Source organism: Oscillibacter sp. PC13, assembly GCF_900115635.1.
Lineage (GTDB): Bacteria > Bacillota > Clostridia > Oscillospirales > Oscillospiraceae > Oscillibacter.
Map to the genome: position 1 here is coordinate 122,037 of NZ_FOXE01000002.1, position 21,479 is coordinate 143,515.

Sequence of the window (21,479 nt, forward strand, 5' to 3'; positions counted from 1 at the left end):
GTCGATGCTTCCTCTCTCACTGAACCAGAAACAGCTCCGGATTTTCCAGATACTCCTTCATCGTCTTCATGATGCTTCCAACCTCACCGCCGTCAAATACACGGTGGTCATAAGTCACGGAGAGGACCATCATCGTACGGATGCAGATTTCGCCCTGGTACACGGCGGGCTTTTCCACGCACCGGCCAAAGCCGATGATGCAGGACTGGGGTGATGGAAGAATCGGGTTGAAATCGTCCACCGGGAAGATGCCCATATTGGTCAGGGTAAAGGTGCCGTCCCTTTGATCATCGGCAGTCAGCTTTTTATCCCGTGCCTTCACAGTGATCTCATGAAGCGCCCGGCTCAGCTCCACCAGGGACATCTGATCGGCATCCCGCACCACGGGGGAGGTCAGGCCGTAATCCGTGGCCACCGCCATGCTGAGGTTGACATAGGGATAGCTGATAATATCGGTATCTGTATAAGAAGCATTCGCCAGCGGATGGGTTTGAATCATCTTGACCGCCGCATAGCTGAGCAGGTCGTTGATGGTGATTTTGGTCCCCAGCAGTTCCTGCTTCTCCACCAGCTTTTTCCGCAGGTTCATCAAATCCGTCACGTCAATTTCCACAGAGTCAGAGGTCTGCGCCATGGTGCGCAGGCTGTTGAACATGTTGCGGGCAATGGCCTTGCGGATCGGTGTCAGCGGAATGCGGACAGGCTCGCGGGATGCGGCAGGCGCCCGGCTGACGGCCGTGGCAGCCGGCTGATATGCCTCCACGTCCTTCGCCACAATGCGGCCGCCCGGGCCTGTGCCCGTCAGAAGCGCCAGGTCAATCCCCTTTGCAGCGGCCCGCTTGCGGGCCAGGGGAGATGCGATGATACGGCCGCCCTTGGGAGCAACCGGCGCCTGCGCAGCCAACGTGGGAACCGGTGCCGCAGCAGCAGGCACGCTTTCGGCAGCAGCGGCTGGTTTCATCCCCCGGGCCGCACAGGCAGCCTCATAGCCGGCCTTATCGGCCGCCAGATATGCAATCACACCGCCGACCGCCACCGTGTCGCCCACCTTTGCCACCAGATGGATGATGCCGTCCTCCGGGCTTTCAAAGGGCATCGTGGTCTTTTCACTTTCAATTTCCGCCAGAACCTGGCCTTTCTTCACGGTGTCGCCCTCCGAAACGCTCCAGGCGTCCAGCGTGTTCTCCGTATTGGTCAGGCCGGTTTTGGGCATCAGAACCTCTGTGGCATCCACCGCTGCCGCAGCTGCAGCGGATGCCGGAGCTGCGGCCGGGGCGGACGATCCCTTTGCCGCACACATCGCGTCATACTCCGCCTTGTCGGCCGCCAAATGCGCGATGACGCCGCCGACTGCCACCGTGTCGCCGCTCTTTGCCGCCAGGTGGATGATGCCGTCCTCCGGGCTTTCAAAGGGCATTGTGGTCTTTTCACTTTCAATTTCCGCCAGAACCTGGCCTTTCTTCACGGTGTCGCCTTCCGAAACGCTCCAGGCGTCCAGTGTGTTCTCCGTATTGGTCAGACCGGTCTTAGGCATTACAATTTCCATACTCATATATGCTTTCGCCATCTGCACAGGCGGCAGACAGCATATGCCTCCTTACTTTCGATAAATGGATCAGAAGAGCGCCTTGACCGCCGCCACGATCTTGTCCGGGTTGGGGACCGCGCGAGCCTCTAGTCCCAAGTTGTAAGGCAGGGGAACATCCAGAGAAGCCACCCGCTTGACGGGAGCGTCCAGCTCGTCAAAAATCTCTTCCTGAATCATGGATGCCCACTCGGCGCCAAGGCCGCCGCGCAAATTGCTCTCCTCCACGATGACACAGCGATGTGTCTTGCTGACGGACTGGAGCGCCGCCTCCTTATCGAAGGGGGCAATGGTGCGGGGATCCAAAACCTCACAGCTGATTCCCTCGGCAGCCAGCTTGTCCGCGGCCTCCAGGGCTTTTTGAACCATGAGGCCAACGGCAATCACGGTCACATCCGTGCCCTGGCGCTTGATGTCCGCCTTGCCGATGGGCAGGACATAGTCCTCCTCGGGAATCTCCATCTTCGTCTTGTAAAGCTGCTTATGTTCAAAGAACAGCACGGGGTTGTCGCTGCGGATGGCGGCCTTCAGCAGACCCTTTGCATCATAGACGTTGGAGGGTGTGATAATCGTCAGACCGGGCGCGTGGTTGAACAGGCACTCAAAGGTATTGGAGTGCTCGGCGCCGGCACCGAAGGAATATCCGCTGGCACAGCGGACCACCAAAGGCAGCCGATACCCTTCTCCGTGAAGGTATCTCCACTTTCCGCAGGAGTGAAACAGCTCGTTAAAGGCCACCAGCTGGAAATCGGAATACATCAGCTCGACACAGGGGCGCAGACCGGTCATGGCCGCGCCGATGGCGCTGCCCACAATGGCGCCCTCTGAAATAGGGGTGCTGATGCAGCGCTTGGGGCCGAACTCCTCCAGGATTCCCTTGGTGGCGCAGAAGATGCCGCCCATCTCCGCCACGTCCTCGCCGTAAACGAGGACGGTATCATCACGGCGCATCTCTTCGCTGATGGCAGCACTGATGGCCTGTGCAAAACTTTCTTTCATAAGAGTTCCTCCGTTATATGATAGTGAATATCCAAATCAGGCGTACAGGCCGTCAAAGATGCTGTCGGGATCCGGCTCCGGGCTGGTCTCGGCAAACTCCACTGCCTGGTCCAGTTCCAAAGCAATCTCTCTGCGCATCAGTTCGATGTCCTCAGCGTTCAGAATTCCGTTGTCCAACACGTACTTTTCCAAATTGGCAACGCAGTCCTTCTTGTGTTCTTCTTCTGTAATTTCCTTGTCGCGGTAGGCGCACTGGTCTCCTTCGAAATGTCCTCTCCAGCGGTAGCACTTCACTTCCAGCACCGCGGGACCGTTGCCTGCACGGATATAGTCCGTCAGCTCTTTGGCTGCGTCATATACCGCCAGGGCGTCGTCCCCATGCACCACCCTTGCAGGCATTCCATAGCCGGCAGCCCGGTCCGCGCCGGGATTGGGCACGGAGATGGTGTTGGCGTGGTTGGCAGAGATGGCAAACTGGTTGTCGTCACAGATGAACAGCACCGGCAGCTTCCAGATGGCGGCCATGTTCATGGCCTCATGGACATTGCCGCGGCTGTGGGTGCCGTCGCCGTTATAGCAGTAGACAATCCGGCCGTTTTCCAAATACTTGGCGGACAGGGCCGCGCCGATGGCAACCTCCGTGTCCACGCCCAGGGAACCGGCCGTGCCGATGACGCCCTTGTCCATACGGGCAATGTGGTTCACACCGCCGCGTCCGTGAGAGGTACCGGTTTCCTTTGCCAGGATTTCCGCGAAGATCTCATTGAAGGTCACCCCCGTGGCATGGACTGCAGAGACCACGCGGTGGGTTCCCTTGTAGTAATCATTCTCATTGCGGGTCATCAGCGGCGCAATGTATGCCGCCTCTTCGCCCACGCCGCTGTGAATGTGGCCGGGCACTTTTCCAAGGGCATAGATCTCCACCAGCTTCTCCTCGGCCATCCGTACACTGAGCAGTTCTTTATAGAGATCCGCCACCATTTTTTCTGAATACTTCATAATACTCTCCTATCCATGCAATTGAAGTTTGCGGTGTTTCCGTTTCTCAGTCCATCCGCAGGCCGCCGTCGGCGTTGCCGATTTCACCGGTGACAAAGCTGGCCAGGTCCGAAGCGTAGAACAGAATCAGGTTGGCGATCTCCTGGGGATCGGCAGGACGGCCCAGAGGAATCTGGCTGAGGATGCGGTTGTGTCGGTCCATATCCATATTTGCCGTAATGGCTGTCTTGGTATAGGCGGGGCAAACGCCGCAGCAGGCCACATTGAACGGGCCGCCTTCCTTTGCAACCGCTTTGATCAAGCTGTTCACGCCGCCCTTGGACGCGGCATAGACACTGGTGCCCAGCAGACCGCCGCCCACCTGAGCCGCCACGGAGGATACCACGACGATCCGGCCGTAATTGTGCTCCTTCATGTTTGTGAAGACGCTCTGAATGCTGGCATATACGCCGGTCAGGTTGATGGCAATCACACGATCCCATTCCTCCTGGGTAACATCCTCAAATTTAGGTGTGCTGACCACACCCGCTACACAAATCAAGCCGTGGATCTGGCCGAATTCCTCCACCAGCTTGCCGAACTTCTCGCGGATCTCCGCAGGATCGGCCAGATTGACATTGGCAACGGAAACCTTGTCCTTGCCGTACTTCTCCTGGTATTTGCGTGCGGCGGTCTCGTTGATATCCACAATAATGGCATGGCCGTTGCCGGCCACAATGCCGTCTACCACAGCGCCGCCGATTCCGCCGGCACCGCCGGTTACAATGTAGTTCTTGCCGCTGTAATCCATAGAAATCATAATTATGAGCTCCTTCATTGAAAAAGATTTGAATAATTTAAATGAGGCTGCTTAAATCATTAATTGAACAGGCCGGGAAGCCAAGTGGTAACTGCCGGGACATAGGTCACCAGCAAAAGCACAACCAGTCCAATTCCCAACATGGGCATCGCGTTCTTCAACGTCCGCTCCAGTTTGGCGCCGGCAATCTGATTGCCCAGCAGCACGCATACGCCAACCGGCGGGGTCATCAGGCCGATATACAGGTTTACGCACATCATCATGCAGAACTGAATGTCCGTCAGTCCCATGGAGAGCATCAGCGGACGCAGCAGCGGGGTCATCATGACCACGGCGGCATTGGCCTCCATCAGCATGCCAATCAACAGGAACAGCAGATTGATCAGCAGAAGGATGATGTACTTGTTGTCTGTCAGATTCGTAAAGAAGTCCAGCACCGCCTGCGGCAGACCGGAGGTCGTCACCACATAACTGGAGGACTTGGACAGGCCAACCAGCACCAGGATCACCGCGGTGGAAATACCGGCATCCGCCATAGAGGGAAGCAGTTCCTTCAGCTTCATGTCCTTATAGACAAAGAAGCTGATGAAGAGGGCATAAACCACGGAAACGGCTGCCGCCTCCGTAGCGGTAAACACACCTCCGAAAATACCGCCCAGGATGATGACCGGCATCAGCAGCGCCCAGATACTGCTTTTAAATGTATTGGCAATCTCTTTTCCGCTCATCTTGGGATGGGCCGGCAGATCCTTCTTCTTGCCGTAGATCAGGCAATATGCAATCAGCATCAGGCACAACAGCAGTCCAGGAACAACCGACGCCTGGAACAGAGCGGAAATAGAGGTCTCTGTTGCGCTGGCATAAACAATCAGGGTAATGGAAGGCGGAATCAGGGGCCCAAGCACAGATGCCATGGAGGCAATCGCGGCAGCGAAGGAGTCGCTGTAGCCCTCTTTCTTCATGGCGGGGATTGTCATACCTCCGATTGCGGAGCAGGTGGCCACAGCGGAACCGGAAATGGCACCGAACAGCGTGGAGCCGAGCACGGTAACCACGGCCAGACTTCCCTTCACCCATCCAATCAATGCATTTGAAATATCCACCAGCTTCATGGTGATGCTGCGGGACATGATGTTGCCGGCCAGCATAAAAAACGGGATGGCCAGCAAAGCGGTAGAGTTCATGCCGGCAAACATCTTCTGTGGAATGACCACCAGCGGCATTCCGCCCAGGCTCATGGCCGCCAGCGTCGCAATGCCCAGGGAGAGGAAGATGGGGATACCGCAGATAGACAATATCAGCAGTCCAAAAATAGTAATCAGTCCGACGTTCATGCCTGCACCTCCTTCTTCTCATGCCCAAGATCAATAAACTTCGTCAATTCCTTCAAAATCACTTCAACAGATGCCAGGATCATCAAAATACCGCCGATGGGCAGGCAGGCGTAGGCATAGCTCATGGGAATTCCCGTGCCGGAGGATGTACTGTTGGCTGTGTTCAAGCACAAATCAATGCCGTACTGGCAGAAGAACACCAGGAACACAATGCCCGCCAAGGTACAGATTGCAACAGCAATGCAGCGAGCCCGTGCAGGCAGCATGTTCAGTGCAAAATCCACCTGCAGATGAGAGTATTTGCGTATCGCAACCGCAGCACCCAGCAGCACCACGTAACACATCAGATAACGGGCCAGCTCTTCACTCCAGATATTGGAGGCATTCAGCACATAGCGGAGAATCACCTGGTAGAAAATGATCACCACCATGATCACCATGGCAATTCCAATCAGCAGGCGCAGAATGCGCTCCACCACATCCATGCCCTTTGAAAAATAATGCAAAACTGTTTTCATAAGTTCTCCTCAATTAAAAGTTCTCGGGAGATGCGTCCTCCGCATCTCCCGAGACGCACAATCACTTAAATTTAAAGGAAATTACTTTCTTTTTTCATTGGAACGGTGCGTACGCAGATCAATGGGTAAATCAGGCCATTGCCCGGATACCGTCGGCCCATTCCACCAGGTTCGGGAATACTTCATCCACAAAGCCGTCAAACTTATCCATGAATTCCTTCGTATCCACATCCACGATGGTGACACCCGCATCGATGGCCTTCTGCTCAACCTCAGCCTCACGCTCCACCATCTGGCCATTCCGCCATTCAGAAGCTTCCTTGGCAGCGCGCTCAGCAATTTCCTGGGCCTCCGCGGGCAGTTCGTTAAAGAAGTTCAGATCCATGAAGAAGCAATCCTGGCTGTACACATGGTTGGTCTTGATCCAATAGGGGCAAACCTCGTAGAAACCATAGTTCCAGCATTCGCTGATGGGGTTTTCCTGGCCGTCCACCGTACCCTGCTGAATCGCAGTATAGGTTTCCGTAATTGCCAGCGGGGTCGGAGTAGCTCCCAGCCATTCCCAAGTCTTCACATACACATCAATGCCGGGTGCCCGCAGCTTGAAGCCTTTGAAATCATCAACGGTCTTCATCTCTTTCTTGGCAGTTGTGATACGGGCGCCACGGTACATACCGCCCAAGATCTTAAAGCCAGCGTCCTCGCCAATCGTGGTCCGCATCTCTTTGCCCAGATCGCTGTTCCAGGTTTTGATGAAGTGATCATAGCCGCTGTACAGATAGGGAACGGCGTCAATGTTGGCATAGTCAGAGAAGGGCGCCAGGGTACCGATGCTCTCCGCATACACATTGGCCACGCCATAGGACATGCCCTCCAGCAGTTCCTGGCCAGATCCCAGCTGTGTGCCGCCGTACAGGTCACAGGTAATGCTGCCGTTGGAGTACTCCTCTACCAGGTCGCAGAACTTTGCCACAGCTTCATAAAGGATGTCGCCTTCGGACGTATTCACTGCAACAATCCAGTTGCCCGTATAGGCGCCGTCCTCTGCGGGAGCGGCTGTATCGTCGTCAGCAGGTTTTTCCGTATCTGCCCTGCCGCCGCAGCCAACCAAGAGCGTAGCCATCATCAGGAGTGCCAGGGCAAGACTTGCGATTCTTTTCATAATCTTTTTCCTTTCCATCTTTCTTCTAAAGTGATTTTGAATTCATTTTTGTTTAAAATAAATTCGTTAACTAACGAATAGAATTCATTTCACATTTTGTCAATCAAAACTTTGTTTCCAAAAAAAGTTCGTCTAAGTGCACAATAATTTTCATTTTTTTGTACATGTTAAGAAAGTTTGATTTTTTTAGCCGTTTTCTCTTTTTCCCTTTCTATATTAATTGAGTTTATTTTAAACAAAAATCTGTTCTTCCCCTTGTAATAGAATTTATTTTATGTTATTATATTAAAAAATAAATTCAATTTATTTCGGAACATCTGGACTCTGCAGAACCCGAAAACCGGAGGGACTATTTATGCCTACAGACACCGTCAAGAAATCGCCTTCCTTAGCGGAATATGCATATGGGGAAATTAAGCAATTGATTCAAAACGGCACCTACCTTCCCGGGTCCAAGCTGGTTACCCAGGATATCGCGAACCGTCTGGGGATTAGCCGCACCCCGGTCGTAGCCGCCGTCAACCGCCTGGCCGCAGAAGGATATGCCGATTCCATTCCACAGCAGGGAACCTTTGTAAAAAAGCTTTCTGTGAAAATGATTCGGGATATTCTGGAGCTCCGCCTAATGATTGAGCTCTATTCTGTCGACGCAGTAATCCGGAATATGGTATTTGACACGGAGGCCGTTCAGGAACTGCGAAGCGCTGTGGAGGGATATCGCAATATTGGTCCCCGCGACTATAATAAAGCGATGGAGGTGGAGTGTAATTTCCATCACATTATTATCCGTTTGGCCGAAAATGCGGAAATTCTGCGAGTTTACAGAACCAGCCGCTGCATCGAAACCACTTACCAGATGTATCGAATGGCCAATATGGAACTGGCTACGGTTCAAAATGCTTACCAGGAACACGAAAAAATTGTGGAGCTGTTGGAGGCTGGAAATCAGGACGCCGTCAAAACGCTTTTGGAGAAGCATATCCGTCTGCCGCTGAATATGCTGGACTGGCTGGTCAGCACTGGCCGTCCGCTGGGGAATCTGTCTCTTTAAGCCGCTTTCCTCACACAAGAGAATCAAACATCCGGGAATTGCAAAAGCAATTCCCGGATGTTTGATTCTCTAATGCCCGCTTTTCCCGCTGATTTCTTCCACAGTGACCCTCCAGACAGCGGTCCGTTCAATGCCGCTGGCAATTACCTCTTCTGCTTTTTTCAAATAGTCCGGCGCATGCCTCTGGCACAGCATCCGCAGGGCTTCGCACTTTTTCTCTTTATCTGTCACCTCTGTGACCGTACCAAAAATCACAGCAGAAGTATACTGCATGGTGAACCGCTCCTGAACTGCCTGTGCATCGCTGACGCAAGTTAAGCATATATTCGGGTTCTTCCGCAAACACTCTGCTTTCCTCCCCTCCATCGCACTGTGAAAGTAAATCGCATCTCCATCGCACACAAAATTTACCGGTACCGCATATGGGGTTCCGCCCTCTGCAACCATCGCCAGAACCCCATAGACACACTGTTCCGCCGCCGCCCAGGCGGCCTCCACCGATATCTGCTTATCTGCTCTCCGCATCTTTGTCATAGATACCCTTCTTCTGAATCAGTAATAGTTTTTGTGTCCTGCTGAACCGTTTAATTTCCGCCTCACGCCGCAGAGCCGACGGCCAATCTGGTACTTCCTCCTGATAGGCCAGCTCCACCGGCAAATGGCTGCGGGTATATTTTGCTCCTTTCCCGCTTTGGTGCATGGCCAGACGGTGCGGTACATGGTTGGTGGAGCCTGTATATAAAGATCCGTCACCGCATCGGAGCATGTATACAAAGTAAGCCATAAAATCACGCTCCCATCCCTTTTACGCAAGTATAACATGCTGCTTTATGTTGCGCAACAGTCCGTCCTCTTGCCGGAATTGTTCAAGCCGTCTGCTGCATGTGGACTGCCCCGTTCCGCATAGGAATGGCACAAGGGGGGATTGTATGCTGTCTGCCACATTATTGCTGCTCGCCAATACGCTGCTGTTTTCACTCCGACTTTCCGGCGGTGGTTCTTTTCCGAAACCCTTATCTGCCACGGAGGAGCGGGAATATCTCGAGCGTTACGCCAAAGGAGATTTGGAAGCCCGGGATATTCTGATTGAGCGAAACCTGCGCCTGGTAGCGCACATTATTAAAAACGGTTGAAGCGGTAGGAGGAATTTTTCCGGTCAAAAACAACCCCACAGGGGCCGCCGAATTTCAGGTGGATATCCAAATGCACTTCTTCCTTGGTACTGTCTTTTTTGACCACGATGTGATCCAGAATGGTGGTCACCAGCTCGGAATTGATGCCGTTCTCAAAGGATAGCTCCTGTTCGAGGGCAGCTTTGATTCTGTCCAGCTGCTCTACGGACTGCTTGCTTTTTTGCTCCTCCGCCTTTAGGAGCTCTAACCGTTCCTCCAGTTCTTTGATATGATCGTTAAAGCCGTTATTGCGGCGCTTGAACTCCTCGATGGTGATAGCCTCCGCCATGCTCATTTCCAGCAGGCGGTCTTTTTTTGCATAAATTGCGGACAAGTCTTTCTCAAGCCGTAAAGCATCCTTTGTGTAATTGTGCTCGTCGGGGACCGATTGGATAATTTTTACCACTGCGTCAATGATAATCCGTTTATTCGGGACCAGCTGGCCGAAAATGCGAGCCATGACCTGATCCAACTCCCGGGTGGCAAGTTGTGGGGCGGAACAGGCCGTCCGTCCCCGTTCACGATATACCCGGCACTGCCAGACCTCTTTCGTTCCCTTGGCGCTTTTCAGTACCTGTCGGTGGAAGCTGGTGCCGTGCTTTTCACAAAGAAGCTTACCGCTGTATGGATAGCGGTTATGGAACTCAGCTGCACTTTGATGGGCCCTCATCTGCTGGCTGCGCCGCTTGTAGAGGGCGTTGGCCCGGTCCCACAGTTCCTCCGATACAATGGCGGGAATGGAAGGATCCGGATACATGACCCACTCGCTTTCCTCCAGAATAATCTTCCGCTTGCTGCGGTAATCCACTGTCTGGCTCTTGTTGGCGCAGTACCAGCCCTTGTACTTCGGGTTCTCCAAAATATGCCGGATGGTCAGCACATTGAAGGCGTTGCCCCTCCGGCTGGTAACCCCCTCATCATACAGCGTCTTGGAAATACGCCGTATTCCCATTTGCTGGTTGGCGTAGAGGTCAAAGATTCGGCGGACCGCCCGGGCCTCCTCCTCGTTGATGGTCAGCACGCAGTCCTTCTTGTCATAGCCCCACAGCTTGTCGTTGCCCAGCACATGTCCGTTTTTAATGGCTTGGCGGAAACCGAATTTCAGCCGCTCGGAGAGTTTCCGCACCTCATCCTGGGCCACGCCGGCCATGACCACCAGCCGGAATTCGCTGTCGCTGTCCAAGGTGTTGATATTGTCATTCTGGAACAGCACCCCCACGTCGTGCTCCAGAAGCTCCTGAGTGTACTGGATGCTGTCCAGCGTGGAACGGGAAAAGCGGGATATTTCCTTCGTGATAATGAAATCAAAACATCCCGCCTTGGCGTCCTCAATCATTCGAAGGAAGCTTCCCCGCTTTTTTGTGCTTGTTCCGCTGATGCCTTCATCGATATACCCGGGAATGTATGTCCAACTGGGTTTTGACTGAATGAGCTCTGTGTAGTACTGCACCTGATTTTCCAGGCTGTTCAGCTGTTCATCCTTGTCCGTGGATACTCTGGCGTAAAATGTCACACGCAGAGGCAGCTCAAAAATGCTTTTTCCGTTCTGCATCTCATTCCGTATTCCGCGTATATTCATATGCACTCGCCTCCCCCGTCAAGCGCACAGGATAGCGAAACAGTTCTGGGACGTCTATCAGGGCGTGTACCACATCCATGGATTCGGAATAGGTGTTTTTCGAAATAAGCCCACAGGAAAAAAGGTGTCCCAGCAAAACGCTCAGCAACTCTCTCTGTGCGTTTTCCAAATCACATCACCTCTCCTCCAGAGTATGCAGGCAGGTGTATAAAAATAACGCCCCCCGTCTGTATGATGGATGGATATCCTTTTTTAGGCCGGCGTCTATCCATCCTTATATTTCAAATTCCCGGCTCTCCTCCATCAGCTCAAAATGACTTCTATCCACCTTCAGCATGCCCTCCTTTTGCATCTTGCTTAACTCGTTGGACAGTGCACTCCGGTCTACATTGAGATAGTCAGCCAGTTGCTGACGGTTGAAGGGGATGGTAAAACTGCGTCTCCCGCTGCGGACGGCCTGATAGGACAGATAAGACAGCAGCCGCCCACGAATTGTCTTGGAGGCAGTGTGAAAAATTTTCCGGGACAGGTTCAAATTTTTCTGGGCGGAGATGGCCAGCAGGTTGCGAATAAGTTTGTTATGGTAGGTGCAGGTGTGGGAACAGAGCTGGAGCACCCGGTTCATATTCAGGAAAAGCACCTCTGCAGATCCGGCCGCTACCACGTTGACCATCAGCGGTTCGCCGGAGGTGCATGCGTATGTCTCCGCAAAAATCTGCCCCGGCCCAACGCTGTCCAGAACGGTGGTATTGCCCCACAGGTCGTTGTTTTCAATCAAAACGCTGCCAGACAGCACCATCCCCAAGTCTGTAACTACATCTCCAGTTCGGCAGAGGCTTTCGCCTTTTGAAAAATGACGCTGTTCCGCGCCCAAACAGAACAGCATTTCCTCCACTTCCAAGGGGGTGATGCCGCGAAAAAGGGCTGTCTTTGATAAGCTGATTACGTCCATATTTTTCTCCTTGCGTTGTTATACAAACATACTTGTTGTTTTAAATATATTATACTGTGCCCAAGACGTCAAGAAACACAAAATTTTTGCTATAAAAATATACGTATGAGTTTGATAAGGAGGAAATGATTATGGAACACAAAATGTTTTGCTATCAGTGCCAGGAGACCGCCGGCTGCACGGGCTGCACACAGTCCGGTGTCTGCGGGAAAACGCCCGACGTGGCGGCTATGCAGGATCTTCTGATCTATGTAACAAAGGGAATCTCTGCCGTAACGACGCAGCTTCGGGCCGAAGGAAAGGACATAGATCTGGACGTAAATCACCTAGTTACTTTGAATCTGTTCACCACCATCACCAACGCCAACTTTGACAAAGACGCCATCATTGCGCGCATCCACGCCACATTGGACGCCAAACAGGGGCTCCTGTCCCAGGTCGCAAATCCTGATACCCTGCCCGAAGCTGCTGTCTGGACTGCTGACGCTTCTGATTTTGAGGCCAAAGCCGCCCGGGTGGGAGTGCTGTCCACCGAAAACGAGGACATTCGCTCTCTGCGGGAACTGATTACATACGGTCTGAAGGGCCTGTCCGCTTACTCCAAGCATGCAAACGCTTTGCTGCAGGAGGATGCCGGGGTGGACGCCTTCCTGCAACGGGCTCTGGCCGCCACGTTGGACGACAGTTTAACAGCCGACAGCCTGGTGGCCCTGACACTGGAAGTCGGTAAATACGGTGTCAGCGGTATGGCCCTGCTGGATAAGGCCAACACCGAAACCTATGGCAATCCCGAAATAACCAACGTGAACATTGGTACGGGTACACGGCCCGGCATTCTAGTCTCCGGGCATGATCTGCGGGATCTGGAAATGCTTCTGGAGCAGACACAGGGCACTGGCATAGATGTCTATACCCATTCTGAGATGCTCCCTGCCCACTACTACCCCGCCTTTAAAACGTACCCCAACTTTGTGGGCAACTACGGCAACGCCTGGTGGAAACAGAAAGAGGAGTTTGAGTCCTTCAACGGTCCCATCCTGATGACCACCAACTGCATTGTGCCGCCCAAGGCCAGCTATCAAAACCGCATGTACACCACCGGTGCAGCAGGTTACCCCGGTTGTAAGCATATTCCCGATGGCATTGGGGACGAAAAGGATTTTTCCGCGCTGATCGAGCACGCCAGACATTGCGCGCCCCCAACAGAGATTGAACAGGGCGAAATTACCGGAGGCTTTGCCCATGCGCAGGTACTGGCCCTGGCGGATAAAATTGTAAACGCCGTCCAAAGCGGCGCCATCAAAAAGTTTGTCGTCATGGCTGGCTGCGATGGCCGGGCCAAGAGCCGCAATTACTACACAGAATTTGCCAAGGCACTGCCCCATGATGCTGTTATTCTTACGGCCGGCTGCGCTAAATACAAGTACAATAAGCTGAACCTGGGGGATATCGGCGGTATTCCCCGGGTACTGGATGCTGGACAGTGCAACGACTCCTACTCCTTGGCTGTCATTGCCCTGAAGCTCCAAGAGGTCTTTGGCGTAGAGAATATCAACGACCTGCCCATCATCTACAATATCTCCTGGTATGAGCAAAAAGCAGTCATTGTCCTGTTGGCCCTGCTGTATCTGGGGGTAAAGAATATCCACCTAGGCCCCACTCTTCCCGCCTTCCTCAGTCCCAATGTTGCCAAGGTGCTGGTGAAGAACTTCGGAATTGCCGGTATCGGCACTGTGGAGGATGACCTGGAGCAGTTCTTTGGTAAGGCGTAACAAACGTTCATTCATATGGAAAGGCGGTGGACCGGAACAGTCCACCGCTTTTCCTATTTGGAGATTCAGTTCAGCATCCATACGCCAAGGTTTAGATACGCCGCGAACGTAACCCAGAGCAAATACGGAATCTGCAGCCACGCCGCCACAGGATCTACCTTGCGGAACGATAGGATCATCCATAGAATCAAAAGCCACAATGCAATCAGCCAAATAAAGGCCAATCCAAAATTTTGGAAATTGAAAAAAATAATGCTCCAGAAAAAGTTAAACGCCAGTTGAACCAGGAAGAGCAGCAGGCTGCGGGAACGGGCTTCGGACGCAGGACTCCTATAAATACGGGCGATTCCGATACCCATTAATGCGAATAGAATCGTCCAGACAATCGGAAACACCATACTGGGCGGCGATAAAGGCGGCTTTGTAACCGTTTCTGTGTAGAGTTGTGTTCCTCTTCGTGTCAGCCATCCGGAAAGAGCGCCGACCGCTTCTGTCAAAAGAATCCAGAAGGCGTATCGCTTCCATGTGTGTTTTTTCATACGGCATCACCCCAAACATGAATATGTGAAGCTCCTCATAAATTATACATGACTGTGCTGTGCAGTACGCCCTTTCACCATAGCAGTCTTAAATCCGGCTTGTCCCTGAGCATCATGTATTCGTATATTGGTATGCAGCAGGCTGCTCTCAAACTGACTTTCCTGCCGGTTTTCTCCTTTTGCTATCTCCGTTAAAAAAGTACTACACGCAAAACGGAGATCAAGAGGACCTCATCTCTATTGGAACCATCGGTCTCATCAAAGGCATTACCAGCTTTAATCCGGAAAAAGGAGCAAGGCTCGCCACCTATGCTGCACGGTGTATTGAAAATGAAATTTTGATGTATTTCCGCAGCCAAAAAAAGCTCCAGGGCGAAGTTTCTCTCTCAGACTCCATTGAGACAGACAAAGAGGGAAATGCCCTGCAGCTGATGGATGTCGTCGGCGTGGACGACACCATGCTGGACGACATCCACGATCGGGACAGCGCTCTGCAGCTGCGCAGGCTGATCCGGGAGAATCTCACAACCCGCGAAGCGGAGATCATCCGGCTGCGCTATGGGCTGGGCGGTACGGTTCCTTTGACTCAGAGGGAAGTTGCCTCTTCTTTCGGAATCTCCCGTTCCTATGTATCGCGCATTGAAAAACGGGCTCTGGAAAAGCTTCGAAGTGAGCTGCAGGAATCCCCCATCCCCAAAAATCACGGCCGGGAGCTTCCATCTGCAAATTAGGCGGTCGCTATGCGCTTTTGCCGGAAAGCGCTGCTGTTCATGGCCTTATTTTGTAAAAGTTTCTGTTGACGTTTCTCCTCCTTACATGTTACATTTGATTTAATGTGTTAAAGTCTTACGTGGACTTTATTTCGAGAGGAGGAGCAATATGATCCTGTTGGAAATTCTATCTGCAATTTCCGATTTCTTATGGGGCACACCTATGACTGTGGCTCTGGTGGGAACAGGGCTTTATCTTGGTTTCCGGTTCGGATGGCGATATAACTTCCGGAAAATTGGGTTCCACTTTCAAAACACTTTTGGAAAGATGTTTCAAAAGGGGGATGGCGCCGGTACCGTGTCCGGCTTTGCCGCAGCCTGCACGGCCATGGCTAACACCATCGGCGTAGGCAACATCGGCGGCGTGGCCACCGCTATCGTATCCGGCGGTCCGGGAGCTGTTTTCTGGATGTGGGTCTCCGGTCTGCTGGGGATGTCCACCAAGGCCTGTGAAATCATCCTTGGCCAGCGGTATCGGGTAAAGTACAGCGAGTCCATGGACGAATACATGTGTGACCGCTCCTTTGTCATGAAGAACGCCCTTGGATGGAAGAGGGGCGCTGTGGTGCTGGCTGTTGCCTGCTTTCTTCTGGGGCCGTGGACTTGCTGCGTACAGACCGAATCCGTTACCAGCTCTCTGCAGGAGGGCTTTGGTATTGATCCGCTTCTTTCCGTCATTGTACTTGGCGTCACCTGTTTTGCCACCATCGCCGGCGGACTGAAGCGTATCTCCGCCGTGATGGAAAAGGTTGTTCCCCTCATGGCTTTCATCTATATTCTCGGCGGCCTCGGCATTTTACTGATGAATGTCACCGCAGTCCCCGCTGCCTTTGGTCTCATCTTCAAAAGTGCCTTCACCCCCATGGCCACGGTAGGCGGCTTTGCGGGTGCCACCGTCCGGGATGCCATTCGTTACGGAATCGCCCGGGGGCTGTACTCAAATGATGCCGGCACTGGCTACGGCATTATCGCCCACGCCTCTGCCAAGACAGATCACCCTGTCCGTCAGTCCTCCTGGGGCTGGGGTGAAGTATTTCTGGACACCATCGTGGTCTGCTCTGTCACCGCCCTGTCCTTGATTCTCACAAACGCTTACATCGATTATCCCAATATCGACTCCGCCCAGTTGACCACAGTGGCCTTTAAGGTGGCCTACGGCCCCTTCGGCGGCTGGTTTATGGCGATCGCCATTGCCATCTTTGCCTGGACCACCATCATCGGTATGTACTACAGCTGTGAAAAATCCGTCAACTATGCGTTCGGTGATACCAAAACCAACCGCAGAGCCACCTGGGTGTACATGGTCTATTACATGCTGCCCTGCGTCTTGTTTTACAATATTGAGGCAGATGCCCTTTGGGCCATGACTGATTTGCTCTCCGCCATCTATGTTATCATTACCCTTCTGTTTATCTATACTCAGCAGAAGGAAATCCTCCGCCTGTTCCATGACTTCTGGAATCGGTTTCTTCCCGCCAAGGAACAGGGGGAACATCCCGAACCTGTGATTTATGGTGCAGTGGATAAAAAGGCAAAGGAGGTGCAGTGATGCGTGCAGCACTGGCGGATGCCCTGCGGGAAACAGGTATCCTTGTCATCGACGGATCGATGTCCACAGCCCTGGAAGCTATGGGCTGCAACTTAAACGACAGGCTTTGGAGTGCCAAAGCCTTGGTGGAAACACCGGATCTGGTACGCCGGGTTCATATGGATTACTTCCGTGCCGGGGCAGATTGCGGCATTACCGACAGTTATCAAGCCACCATTCCCGGCCTGCTGGCCAAGGGATATTCCGAAAAGGAAGCGGAGGCATTGATCACCCGATCTGTGGAACTGTTTATAGACGCCCGGGACACCTGGTGGAACGCTGAGGGGCTGGGCAGCGGCCGGGTTTGGCCGCTGTGCTTGGGCGCGGTTGGCCCGTATGGTGCTTATCTGGCTGATGGATCTGAATACCGCGGCAATTACGGTGTCAGTGATGATGATTTGAAGGATTTTCATCTGCGCAGAATGGAGCTTCTCTGGAATGCCGGGGCGGATCTGCTACTGATAGAAACGCAGCCTTCTCTCCATGAGGCCCTGCTTGAGGCAGAAATCGCCGAGTCCCTGGGCGCGGACTACTGGATTAGTTTTTCCTGCCGGGATGGCAGCCATATTCACGAGGGAGATCTGATTCGTGACTGTGCCAAAACACTGGCAGTTGGTCATCCCCATCTGAAAATGATCGGCGTCAACTGCACGCCGCCTCAGTTTGTGGAGCACTTGATTCTGGAACTGAAAATGGGATGCGACCTGCCGGTCGCGGTCTATCCAAACAGTGGAGAAGAATATGACCCCGCCACGAAGACCTGGCACGGCAACCGAGACGGCATCACCTTCGGAGACTATGCCCGTCGCTGGATGCGGGCCGGGGCCAGCGCTGTGGGCGGCTGCTGCCGGACAGTGGACAATCACATCCGGGAGGTTGCTAAAGCCCGGACAATTTATCAAAAGATCGGCTAATTCAAATACAAAAAGGACTATGGCAGTGCCATAGTCCTTTTTGTATTTGAATTCTCTTCTGTCCGCTGTCAAAATACTGTCAGAGCAGTGTCCTATATCACCTGAACGCCCATGAGCTTTGCCAGTACAGCGGCCTGCGCCGCATCGATGGTACTCCCCCTCAGCTCCCGGAGCGACTCCGAGACTGTAATTCCCTCAATGGAGCAGGTGGAGAGATCCACATTCTTCAGCATCGTCTGAAAAAAATCCACCTGCGAGACATCCACACGTTCCAGCCGAATTTTGGAAAACCGCATGGCGGAGAGGACAGCCTCCCGGAGATTGCAGTCTGTCAAGTCGGTTTTCTCCCAAACCCCTTCGAAAAAATTGGCATAGCGCAAAAAGCATCCATTCAATGTGCAGCTTTTCAGGCGGCTTTTTCGGAAATCGCAGCCATCCGCTTTTGTGTCCCGGAACTGGCACTCCTTCCAATAGGTACTGCCGAAACAGCAGCCTGAAAAGCTGCAGCCGCGCAGAAGCGTTTGATAAAAGGCCGTCCCTGTAAATGCGCAATTGGTAAATTGACAGCCGTCAAAGATGACATGGCTGCATTCCAGGTCTGTAAAATCAAAATTTTCTACTTCCTCCCCCAAAAAGGCGGCAGAGGAAATCCGTTCATCACTCTCTCTGGCCTCTGACAGGAACTTGGTCAGTCTCTTTTCTTGTTTCCCCGCTTGTTCCATCATCGGTATACTTTCCCTGCATGCTCAGTAACGCCGAACCACAGCCGCCACTTTTCCTAAAATCTGCGCGTAGGTCCCATCAATGGGCGAATAGGCATCATTTTCCGGCAGCAGCCAAATCCGGCCGTTTTTTCGGGAAAGCCGCTTTACTGTAGCTTCGTCTTCAATCATGGCCACTACGATCTCTCCGTGATTGGCAGTTGGCTGCCGGCGCACCACCACTAAATCACCCGGCAGAATCCCTGCGTTCAGCATAGACTCTCCCCGGACCCGCAGGGCAAAGTATTCCTCACTCCGGCCGCCGGTATCAAATGTCAGGTAATCCTCAATACACTCTTCCGCCAGGATGGGGCTGCCAGCAGCTACATTACCCACAATCGGAATTTGAGCAAATTCCTTTTCCTGAATGACGGGTGCCTGGGGCTGCGCAGAAGAAGGGTGCGTCAGTGAAATCGCGCGTCCCTTTCCCTCCCGCTTTTCAATAACACCAGCCTCTTCCAAATGCTTCAGGTGGAAGTGAACGGTAGAGGGAGATTTTAACCCCACCGCCTCCCCAATTTCACGCACAGAAGGTGGGTACCCTTGCTCCTGGATGCAAGATACGAGATAGTCATAGATCTTCTGCTGCATTTTAGAAAGCTTTGCCATAAGGCCCTCCTGTTTTCACAACAACGGCTCTTCTAAATTTCTTATGGCTGATTGTAACATATTTCTGAAGAGAATGCAAACATTTGTTCCACTTTTTCCAAAAATTTGCATGATTGTATTTCTGAACAGTCCACAAATATTTTGGCGGATATTTTTCAAAATTCCCTTGAAAACCAATAAAAAATATGGTAAACTAAGTGCCTATGAACAAGTATAAATGCCGATGGTATGGCTGAATTTTGGAGGTATCCCCATGGAAATTTTGACGATGGTAGTTACAATACTGCAGTTGCTCTGCGGCTTGGTGATTATTTTGGCCGTTCTGTTTCAATCCGGCAAGAGCGCCGGCCTCTCTGGTGCTATTGGTGGCGTGGCTGACTCTTTCCTGGCAAAAAACAAGGCCAAAACCATGGATGCCAAGCTGGCCCGGGCTACCAAGTGGATTGGTGCCGTGTTTCTGATTTTGACGCTGGTTCTGCTGATTCTCCAGGGCCGTGCAGCATAAGTCTTTTGCTAAAACACCTGCGGCAGTTGCCGCAGGTGTTTTTTATAGCGGGTCACCGGATCGATAAATCACACCAAGCTGTGGTTTTATCCCGTTCAGTGCCAGCAATTCTTCCACGGTGACAAAAACGTATCCCTCTTTCTGCAGTACGTCCACAATTTTCAACGCTGCCTCTACCGAGGTGGGGTAGATATCGTGCATCAAAATAATGGCATTGGGATGTGCCTCCTGCAGAACCGACTGTGCGGCCTTCGCCGCATTCAGAGACTCCCAGTCCCGGGAGTCAATGGACCAGGTGACCATTGGAACGGTAATTTGCTTCTTCTGTGCTTCTTGAATACGTCCGTATGGCGGTCGGAGCCAGTAGGTTCCCTCTCCCAGAATACTGACAAGCAAATCGTTCGTTTTTTTAATTTCCCACGCAACGGTACCAGCATCCGCTCCTTCCAATTTTGCATGACTCCACGTGTGGTTTCCCACCTGATGCCCCTCTGCTTTCATCCGTTCCACCAGTTCCCGGTTGGCCTCTATCTGCTCTCCTACCAGGAAAAAGGTGGCGCTGGCTCCCCGTTCCCGCAGACCATCCAACAATTTGGTGGTGGTGCTTTTCCGCGGGCCGTCATCAAAAGTAAGCGCGATATACTTTGTCTCCGCCGGAATCGCTGCCGGGGCATCTGCCAAAATTGCTCCATCGCTGTGGGTACATGGAAGCGCTGTCAGCAAGACTAAACACAAAAAAATCAGACGCCGTTTCCACATTTAACTCCATTCCCCCCATGTTCATTCGAAACTAGTTTGCTCGGACATGCGGAAATTACACCCGTTAAAATTTTTTCCCGGCTGTTTCATTGAATAAAAAAGAGCTCTGTGCTTTTGGCACAGAGCTCTTTCTGATTTAGAAAAAAATATAGAAGAAATTGGCCAGTATATTCAGCGCAATGATACCAAAAATAATCCCAACCAAAATTCCCAGTTCATTTTTGGATTCTTTTTGAGTGCGAGAACCCGTGATACGGAGTGCCATTTGGAATTGCTGCCCCCTCTGCCGTCCAGTTACCGGCCTCTGCAATCGCCGGGCCCTCTGCTCCATGCCGCCCCGACGCCGCTCCTCGTCCTCCGCATGGAGCTCTCGATGAACGAAAGAGTCTGCATGGTTGCGCTCGTTGATTCCGTCCACTCTGACAACTGCGCCGTCCGGGCTGATATGCGCAGTTCTCGGCGGCTGATTAAAGGCTCCGCATGCGGGGCAGAAGCCATCCTCATCATAGTCATACTGTTTGCCGCATTCATAACAGCGTACTTTCCGCATGGCGTGCCTCCTTTTTTAAGTAAAACCATGATAACACACATACCGCAGTTTGAAAAGCAAAATACCATGAAGGTTTATTTGTTGAGATCATACACGATGTCAAAAAGCCCTTTGCCACAGGTCCTAGGTTCCCATGGCAAAGGGCTTTTTTGAATACTTTTGCTGAAATGCAGTTATTTTACAAGTTCAATAATTGCTGTCTCAGCAGCATCACCACGGCGTACGCCAGTGCGGACAATGCGGGTATAGCCGCCGTTGCGCTCCGCATAGGTGGGGGCAATCTCCTTGAAGAGCTTTTTGCACACATCCTCGCGGGTGATGAAGCTCATGGCCTGCCGATAAGCAGCCAGATCGCTCTTTTTACCAAGGGTGATCATTTTCTCAGCCAGAGGCTTGATTTCCTTGGCACGGGTGACGGTGGTCTCCATCTTGCCATGATCCAGGAAATCGGTGACCTGCTGACGCAGCATTGCCATACGCTGGTCAGTAGTCTTACCGAGCTTACGAGTTCCGGGCATTTCGGTTTTCCTCCTTGTAAGGATTTTGGTCAGCCGGGATCAAT

24 protein-coding genes are annotated in these 21,479 nt (G+C 52.6%); 7 read left to right on the top strand and 17 right to left on the bottom strand.

Features of this window, described 5'->3' with window-relative positions; all coding sequences use genetic code 11:
* Window positions 1–16 precede the first annotated feature (16 nt).
* The 7 genes from BMZ81_RS01495 to BMZ81_RS01525 all read right to left on the bottom strand — a co-directional run bounded on the left by BMZ81_RS01495 (window position 17) and on the right by BMZ81_RS01525 (window position 7,396).
* Window positions 17–1,552 (bottom strand): 2-oxo acid dehydrogenase subunit E2, encoded by a 1,536-nt coding sequence (locus tag BMZ81_RS01495; protein ID WP_177187152.1) that lies wholly within the window; start codon window positions 1,550–1,552, stop codon window positions 17–19.
* Between the two features lie 63 nt (window positions 1,553–1,615).
* Window positions 1,616–2,584, bottom strand: a complete 969-nt coding sequence (locus BMZ81_RS01500) for an alpha-ketoacid dehydrogenase subunit beta (RefSeq protein WP_091127850.1) — start codon at window positions 2,582–2,584, stop codon at window positions 1,616–1,618.
* 36 nt (window positions 2,585–2,620) lie between these two features.
* Window positions 2,621–3,583, bottom strand: coding sequence for a thiamine pyrophosphate-dependent dehydrogenase E1 component subunit alpha (locus BMZ81_RS01505; protein ID WP_091127851.1), 963 nt, complete (start codon window positions 3,581–3,583; stop codon window positions 2,621–2,623).
* A 46-nt stretch (window positions 3,584–3,629) separates the two neighbouring features.
* Entirely contained in the window at window positions 3,630–4,382 is a 753-nt protein-coding gene (locus tag BMZ81_RS01510; protein WP_207645601.1) for an SDR family NAD(P)-dependent oxidoreductase, read from the bottom strand.
* A gap of 59 nt (window positions 4,383–4,441) precedes the next feature.
* Window positions 4,442–5,716 carry a TRAP transporter large permease gene (locus BMZ81_RS01515; protein ID WP_091127853.1) on the bottom strand — a complete coding sequence of 425 codons (1,275 nt, stop codon included), beginning with the start codon at window positions 5,714–5,716 and terminating at the stop codon, window positions 4,442–4,444.
* Entirely contained in the window at window positions 5,713–6,234 is a 522-nt protein-coding gene (locus BMZ81_RS01520) for a TRAP transporter small permease (protein WP_091127855.1), read from the bottom strand. Before BMZ81_RS01520 ends, BMZ81_RS01515 begins: the two co-directional genes overlap by 4 nt.
* Before the next feature lie 130 nt (window positions 6,235–6,364).
* A complete protein-coding gene (locus BMZ81_RS01525) occupies window positions 6,365–7,396 on the bottom strand; it encodes a TRAP transporter substrate-binding protein (protein WP_177187153.1) in 1,032 nt (343 codons plus the stop codon).
* Between the two features lie 355 nt (window positions 7,397–7,751).
* Between BMZ81_RS01525 and BMZ81_RS01530 the strand changes: the two genes are divergently transcribed.
* Window positions 7,752–8,447, top strand: a complete 696-nt coding sequence (locus BMZ81_RS01530) for a GntR family transcriptional regulator (RefSeq protein ID WP_091127859.1) — start codon at window positions 7,752–7,754, stop codon at window positions 8,445–8,447.
* A 69-nt stretch (window positions 8,448–8,516) separates the two neighbouring features.
* Here BMZ81_RS01530 and BMZ81_RS01535 read toward each other — a convergent pair whose 3' ends face one another.
* Both BMZ81_RS01535 and BMZ81_RS01540 read right to left on the bottom strand, forming a co-directional pair.
* The gene (locus BMZ81_RS01535; protein WP_091127861.1) at window positions 8,517–8,981 is read right to left on the bottom strand and encodes a pyridoxamine 5'-phosphate oxidase family protein; all 465 of its coding nucleotides are present in this window, start codon (window positions 8,979–8,981) and stop codon (window positions 8,517–8,519) included.
* The gene (locus BMZ81_RS01540; RefSeq protein WP_091127862.1) at window positions 8,956–9,231 is read right to left on the bottom strand and encodes a GIY-YIG nuclease family protein; all 276 of its coding nucleotides are present in this window, start codon (window positions 9,229–9,231) and stop codon (window positions 8,956–8,958) included. The genes BMZ81_RS01535 and BMZ81_RS01540 overlap by 26 nt, the downstream gene beginning before the upstream one ends.
* Before the next feature lie 145 nt (window positions 9,232–9,376).
* Between BMZ81_RS01540 and BMZ81_RS01545 the strand changes: the two genes are divergently transcribed.
* Window positions 9,377–9,580 (top strand): sporulation sigma factor SigK, encoded by a 204-nt coding sequence (locus BMZ81_RS01545; protein ID WP_091127864.1) that lies wholly within the window; start codon window positions 9,377–9,379, stop codon window positions 9,578–9,580.
* Here the strand turns inward: BMZ81_RS01545 and BMZ81_RS01550 are convergent.
* Both BMZ81_RS01550 and BMZ81_RS01560 read right to left on the bottom strand, forming a co-directional pair.
* Complete coding sequence (locus BMZ81_RS01550; protein ID WP_091127866.1) at window positions 9,567–11,198, bottom strand: recombinase family protein; 1,632 nt, start codon at window positions 11,196–11,198, stop codon at window positions 9,567–9,569. The two genes, BMZ81_RS01545 and BMZ81_RS01550, sit on opposite strands and share 14 nt — an antisense overlap.
* 274 nt (window positions 11,199–11,472) lie before the next feature.
* Entirely contained in the window at window positions 11,473–12,150 is a 678-nt protein-coding gene (locus BMZ81_RS01560; protein WP_091127869.1) for a Crp/Fnr family transcriptional regulator, read from the bottom strand.
* Window positions 12,151–12,281: 131 nt separating this feature from the next.
* On the opposite strand from BMZ81_RS01560, the gene hcp reads away from it, so the two are divergent.
* Window positions 12,282–13,922, top strand: coding sequence for a hydroxylamine reductase (hcp, locus tag BMZ81_RS01565; RefSeq protein ID WP_091127871.1), 1,641 nt, complete (start codon window positions 12,282–12,284; stop codon window positions 13,920–13,922).
* A gap of 65 nt (window positions 13,923–13,987) precedes the next feature.
* Here the strand turns inward: hcp and BMZ81_RS01570 are convergent, their stop codons facing one another.
* Complete coding sequence (locus BMZ81_RS01570) at window positions 13,988–14,461, bottom strand: TspO/MBR family protein (protein WP_091127872.1); 474 nt, start codon at window positions 14,459–14,461, stop codon at window positions 13,988–13,990.
* A 179-nt stretch (window positions 14,462–14,640) separates the two neighbouring features.
* Here BMZ81_RS01570 and BMZ81_RS01575 point away from each other — a divergent pair, with 179 nt between their 5' ends.
* The 3 genes from BMZ81_RS01575 to mmuM all read left to right on the top strand — a co-directional run bounded on the left by BMZ81_RS01575 (window position 14,641) and on the right by mmuM (window position 17,733).
* Window positions 14,641–15,192, top strand: coding sequence for a sigma-70 family RNA polymerase sigma factor (locus BMZ81_RS01575; RefSeq protein ID WP_091127874.1), 552 nt, complete (start codon window positions 14,641–14,643; stop codon window positions 15,190–15,192).
* 148 nt (window positions 15,193–15,340) lie between these two features.
* Entirely contained in the window at window positions 15,341–16,780 is a 1,440-nt protein-coding gene (locus tag BMZ81_RS01580) for an alanine/glycine:cation symporter family protein (RefSeq protein ID WP_091127876.1), read from the top strand.
* Window positions 16,780–17,733, top strand: a complete 954-nt coding sequence (mmuM, locus tag BMZ81_RS01585) for a homocysteine S-methyltransferase (RefSeq protein WP_091127877.1) — start codon at window positions 16,780–16,782, stop codon at window positions 17,731–17,733. Before BMZ81_RS01580 ends, mmuM begins: the two co-directional genes overlap by 1 nt.
* Before the next feature lie 92 nt (window positions 17,734–17,825).
* Here the strand turns inward: mmuM and BMZ81_RS01590 are convergent, their stop codons facing one another.
* Entirely contained in the window at window positions 17,826–18,458 is a 633-nt protein-coding gene (locus tag BMZ81_RS01590) for a pentapeptide repeat-containing protein (RefSeq protein ID WP_091127880.1), read from the bottom strand.
* A 21-nt stretch (window positions 18,459–18,479) separates the two neighbouring features.
* Window positions 18,480–19,103 (bottom strand): transcriptional repressor LexA, encoded by a 624-nt coding sequence (gene lexA / locus BMZ81_RS01595; protein WP_091127881.1) that lies wholly within the window; start codon window positions 19,101–19,103, stop codon window positions 18,480–18,482.
* Window positions 19,104–19,356: 253 nt separating this feature from the next.
* Between lexA and secG the strand changes: the two genes are divergently transcribed.
* Complete coding sequence (gene secG, locus BMZ81_RS01600; RefSeq protein ID WP_091127883.1) at window positions 19,357–19,608, top strand: preprotein translocase subunit SecG; 252 nt, start codon at window positions 19,357–19,359, stop codon at window positions 19,606–19,608.
* Between the two features lie 42 nt (window positions 19,609–19,650).
* On the opposite strand, the gene BMZ81_RS01605 is transcribed toward secG, so the two are convergent.
* The 3 genes from BMZ81_RS01605 to rplQ all read right to left on the bottom strand — a co-directional run bounded on the left by BMZ81_RS01605 (window position 19,651) and on the right by rplQ (window position 21,435).
* The gene (locus tag BMZ81_RS01605) at window positions 19,651–20,367 is read right to left on the bottom strand and encodes a polysaccharide deacetylase family protein (protein WP_091127885.1); all 717 of its coding nucleotides are present in this window, start codon (window positions 20,365–20,367) and stop codon (window positions 19,651–19,653) included.
* Window positions 20,368–20,503: 136 nt separating this feature from the next.
* Entirely contained in the window at window positions 20,504–20,917 is a 414-nt protein-coding gene (locus tag BMZ81_RS01610) for a hypothetical protein (protein WP_091127886.1), read from the bottom strand.
* Between the two features lie 173 nt (window positions 20,918–21,090).
* Window positions 21,091–21,435 (bottom strand): 50S ribosomal protein L17, encoded by a 345-nt coding sequence (gene rplQ / locus BMZ81_RS01615; RefSeq protein ID WP_091127888.1) that lies wholly within the window; start codon window positions 21,433–21,435, stop codon window positions 21,091–21,093.
* Window positions 21,436–21,479: the final 44 nt, after the last annotated feature.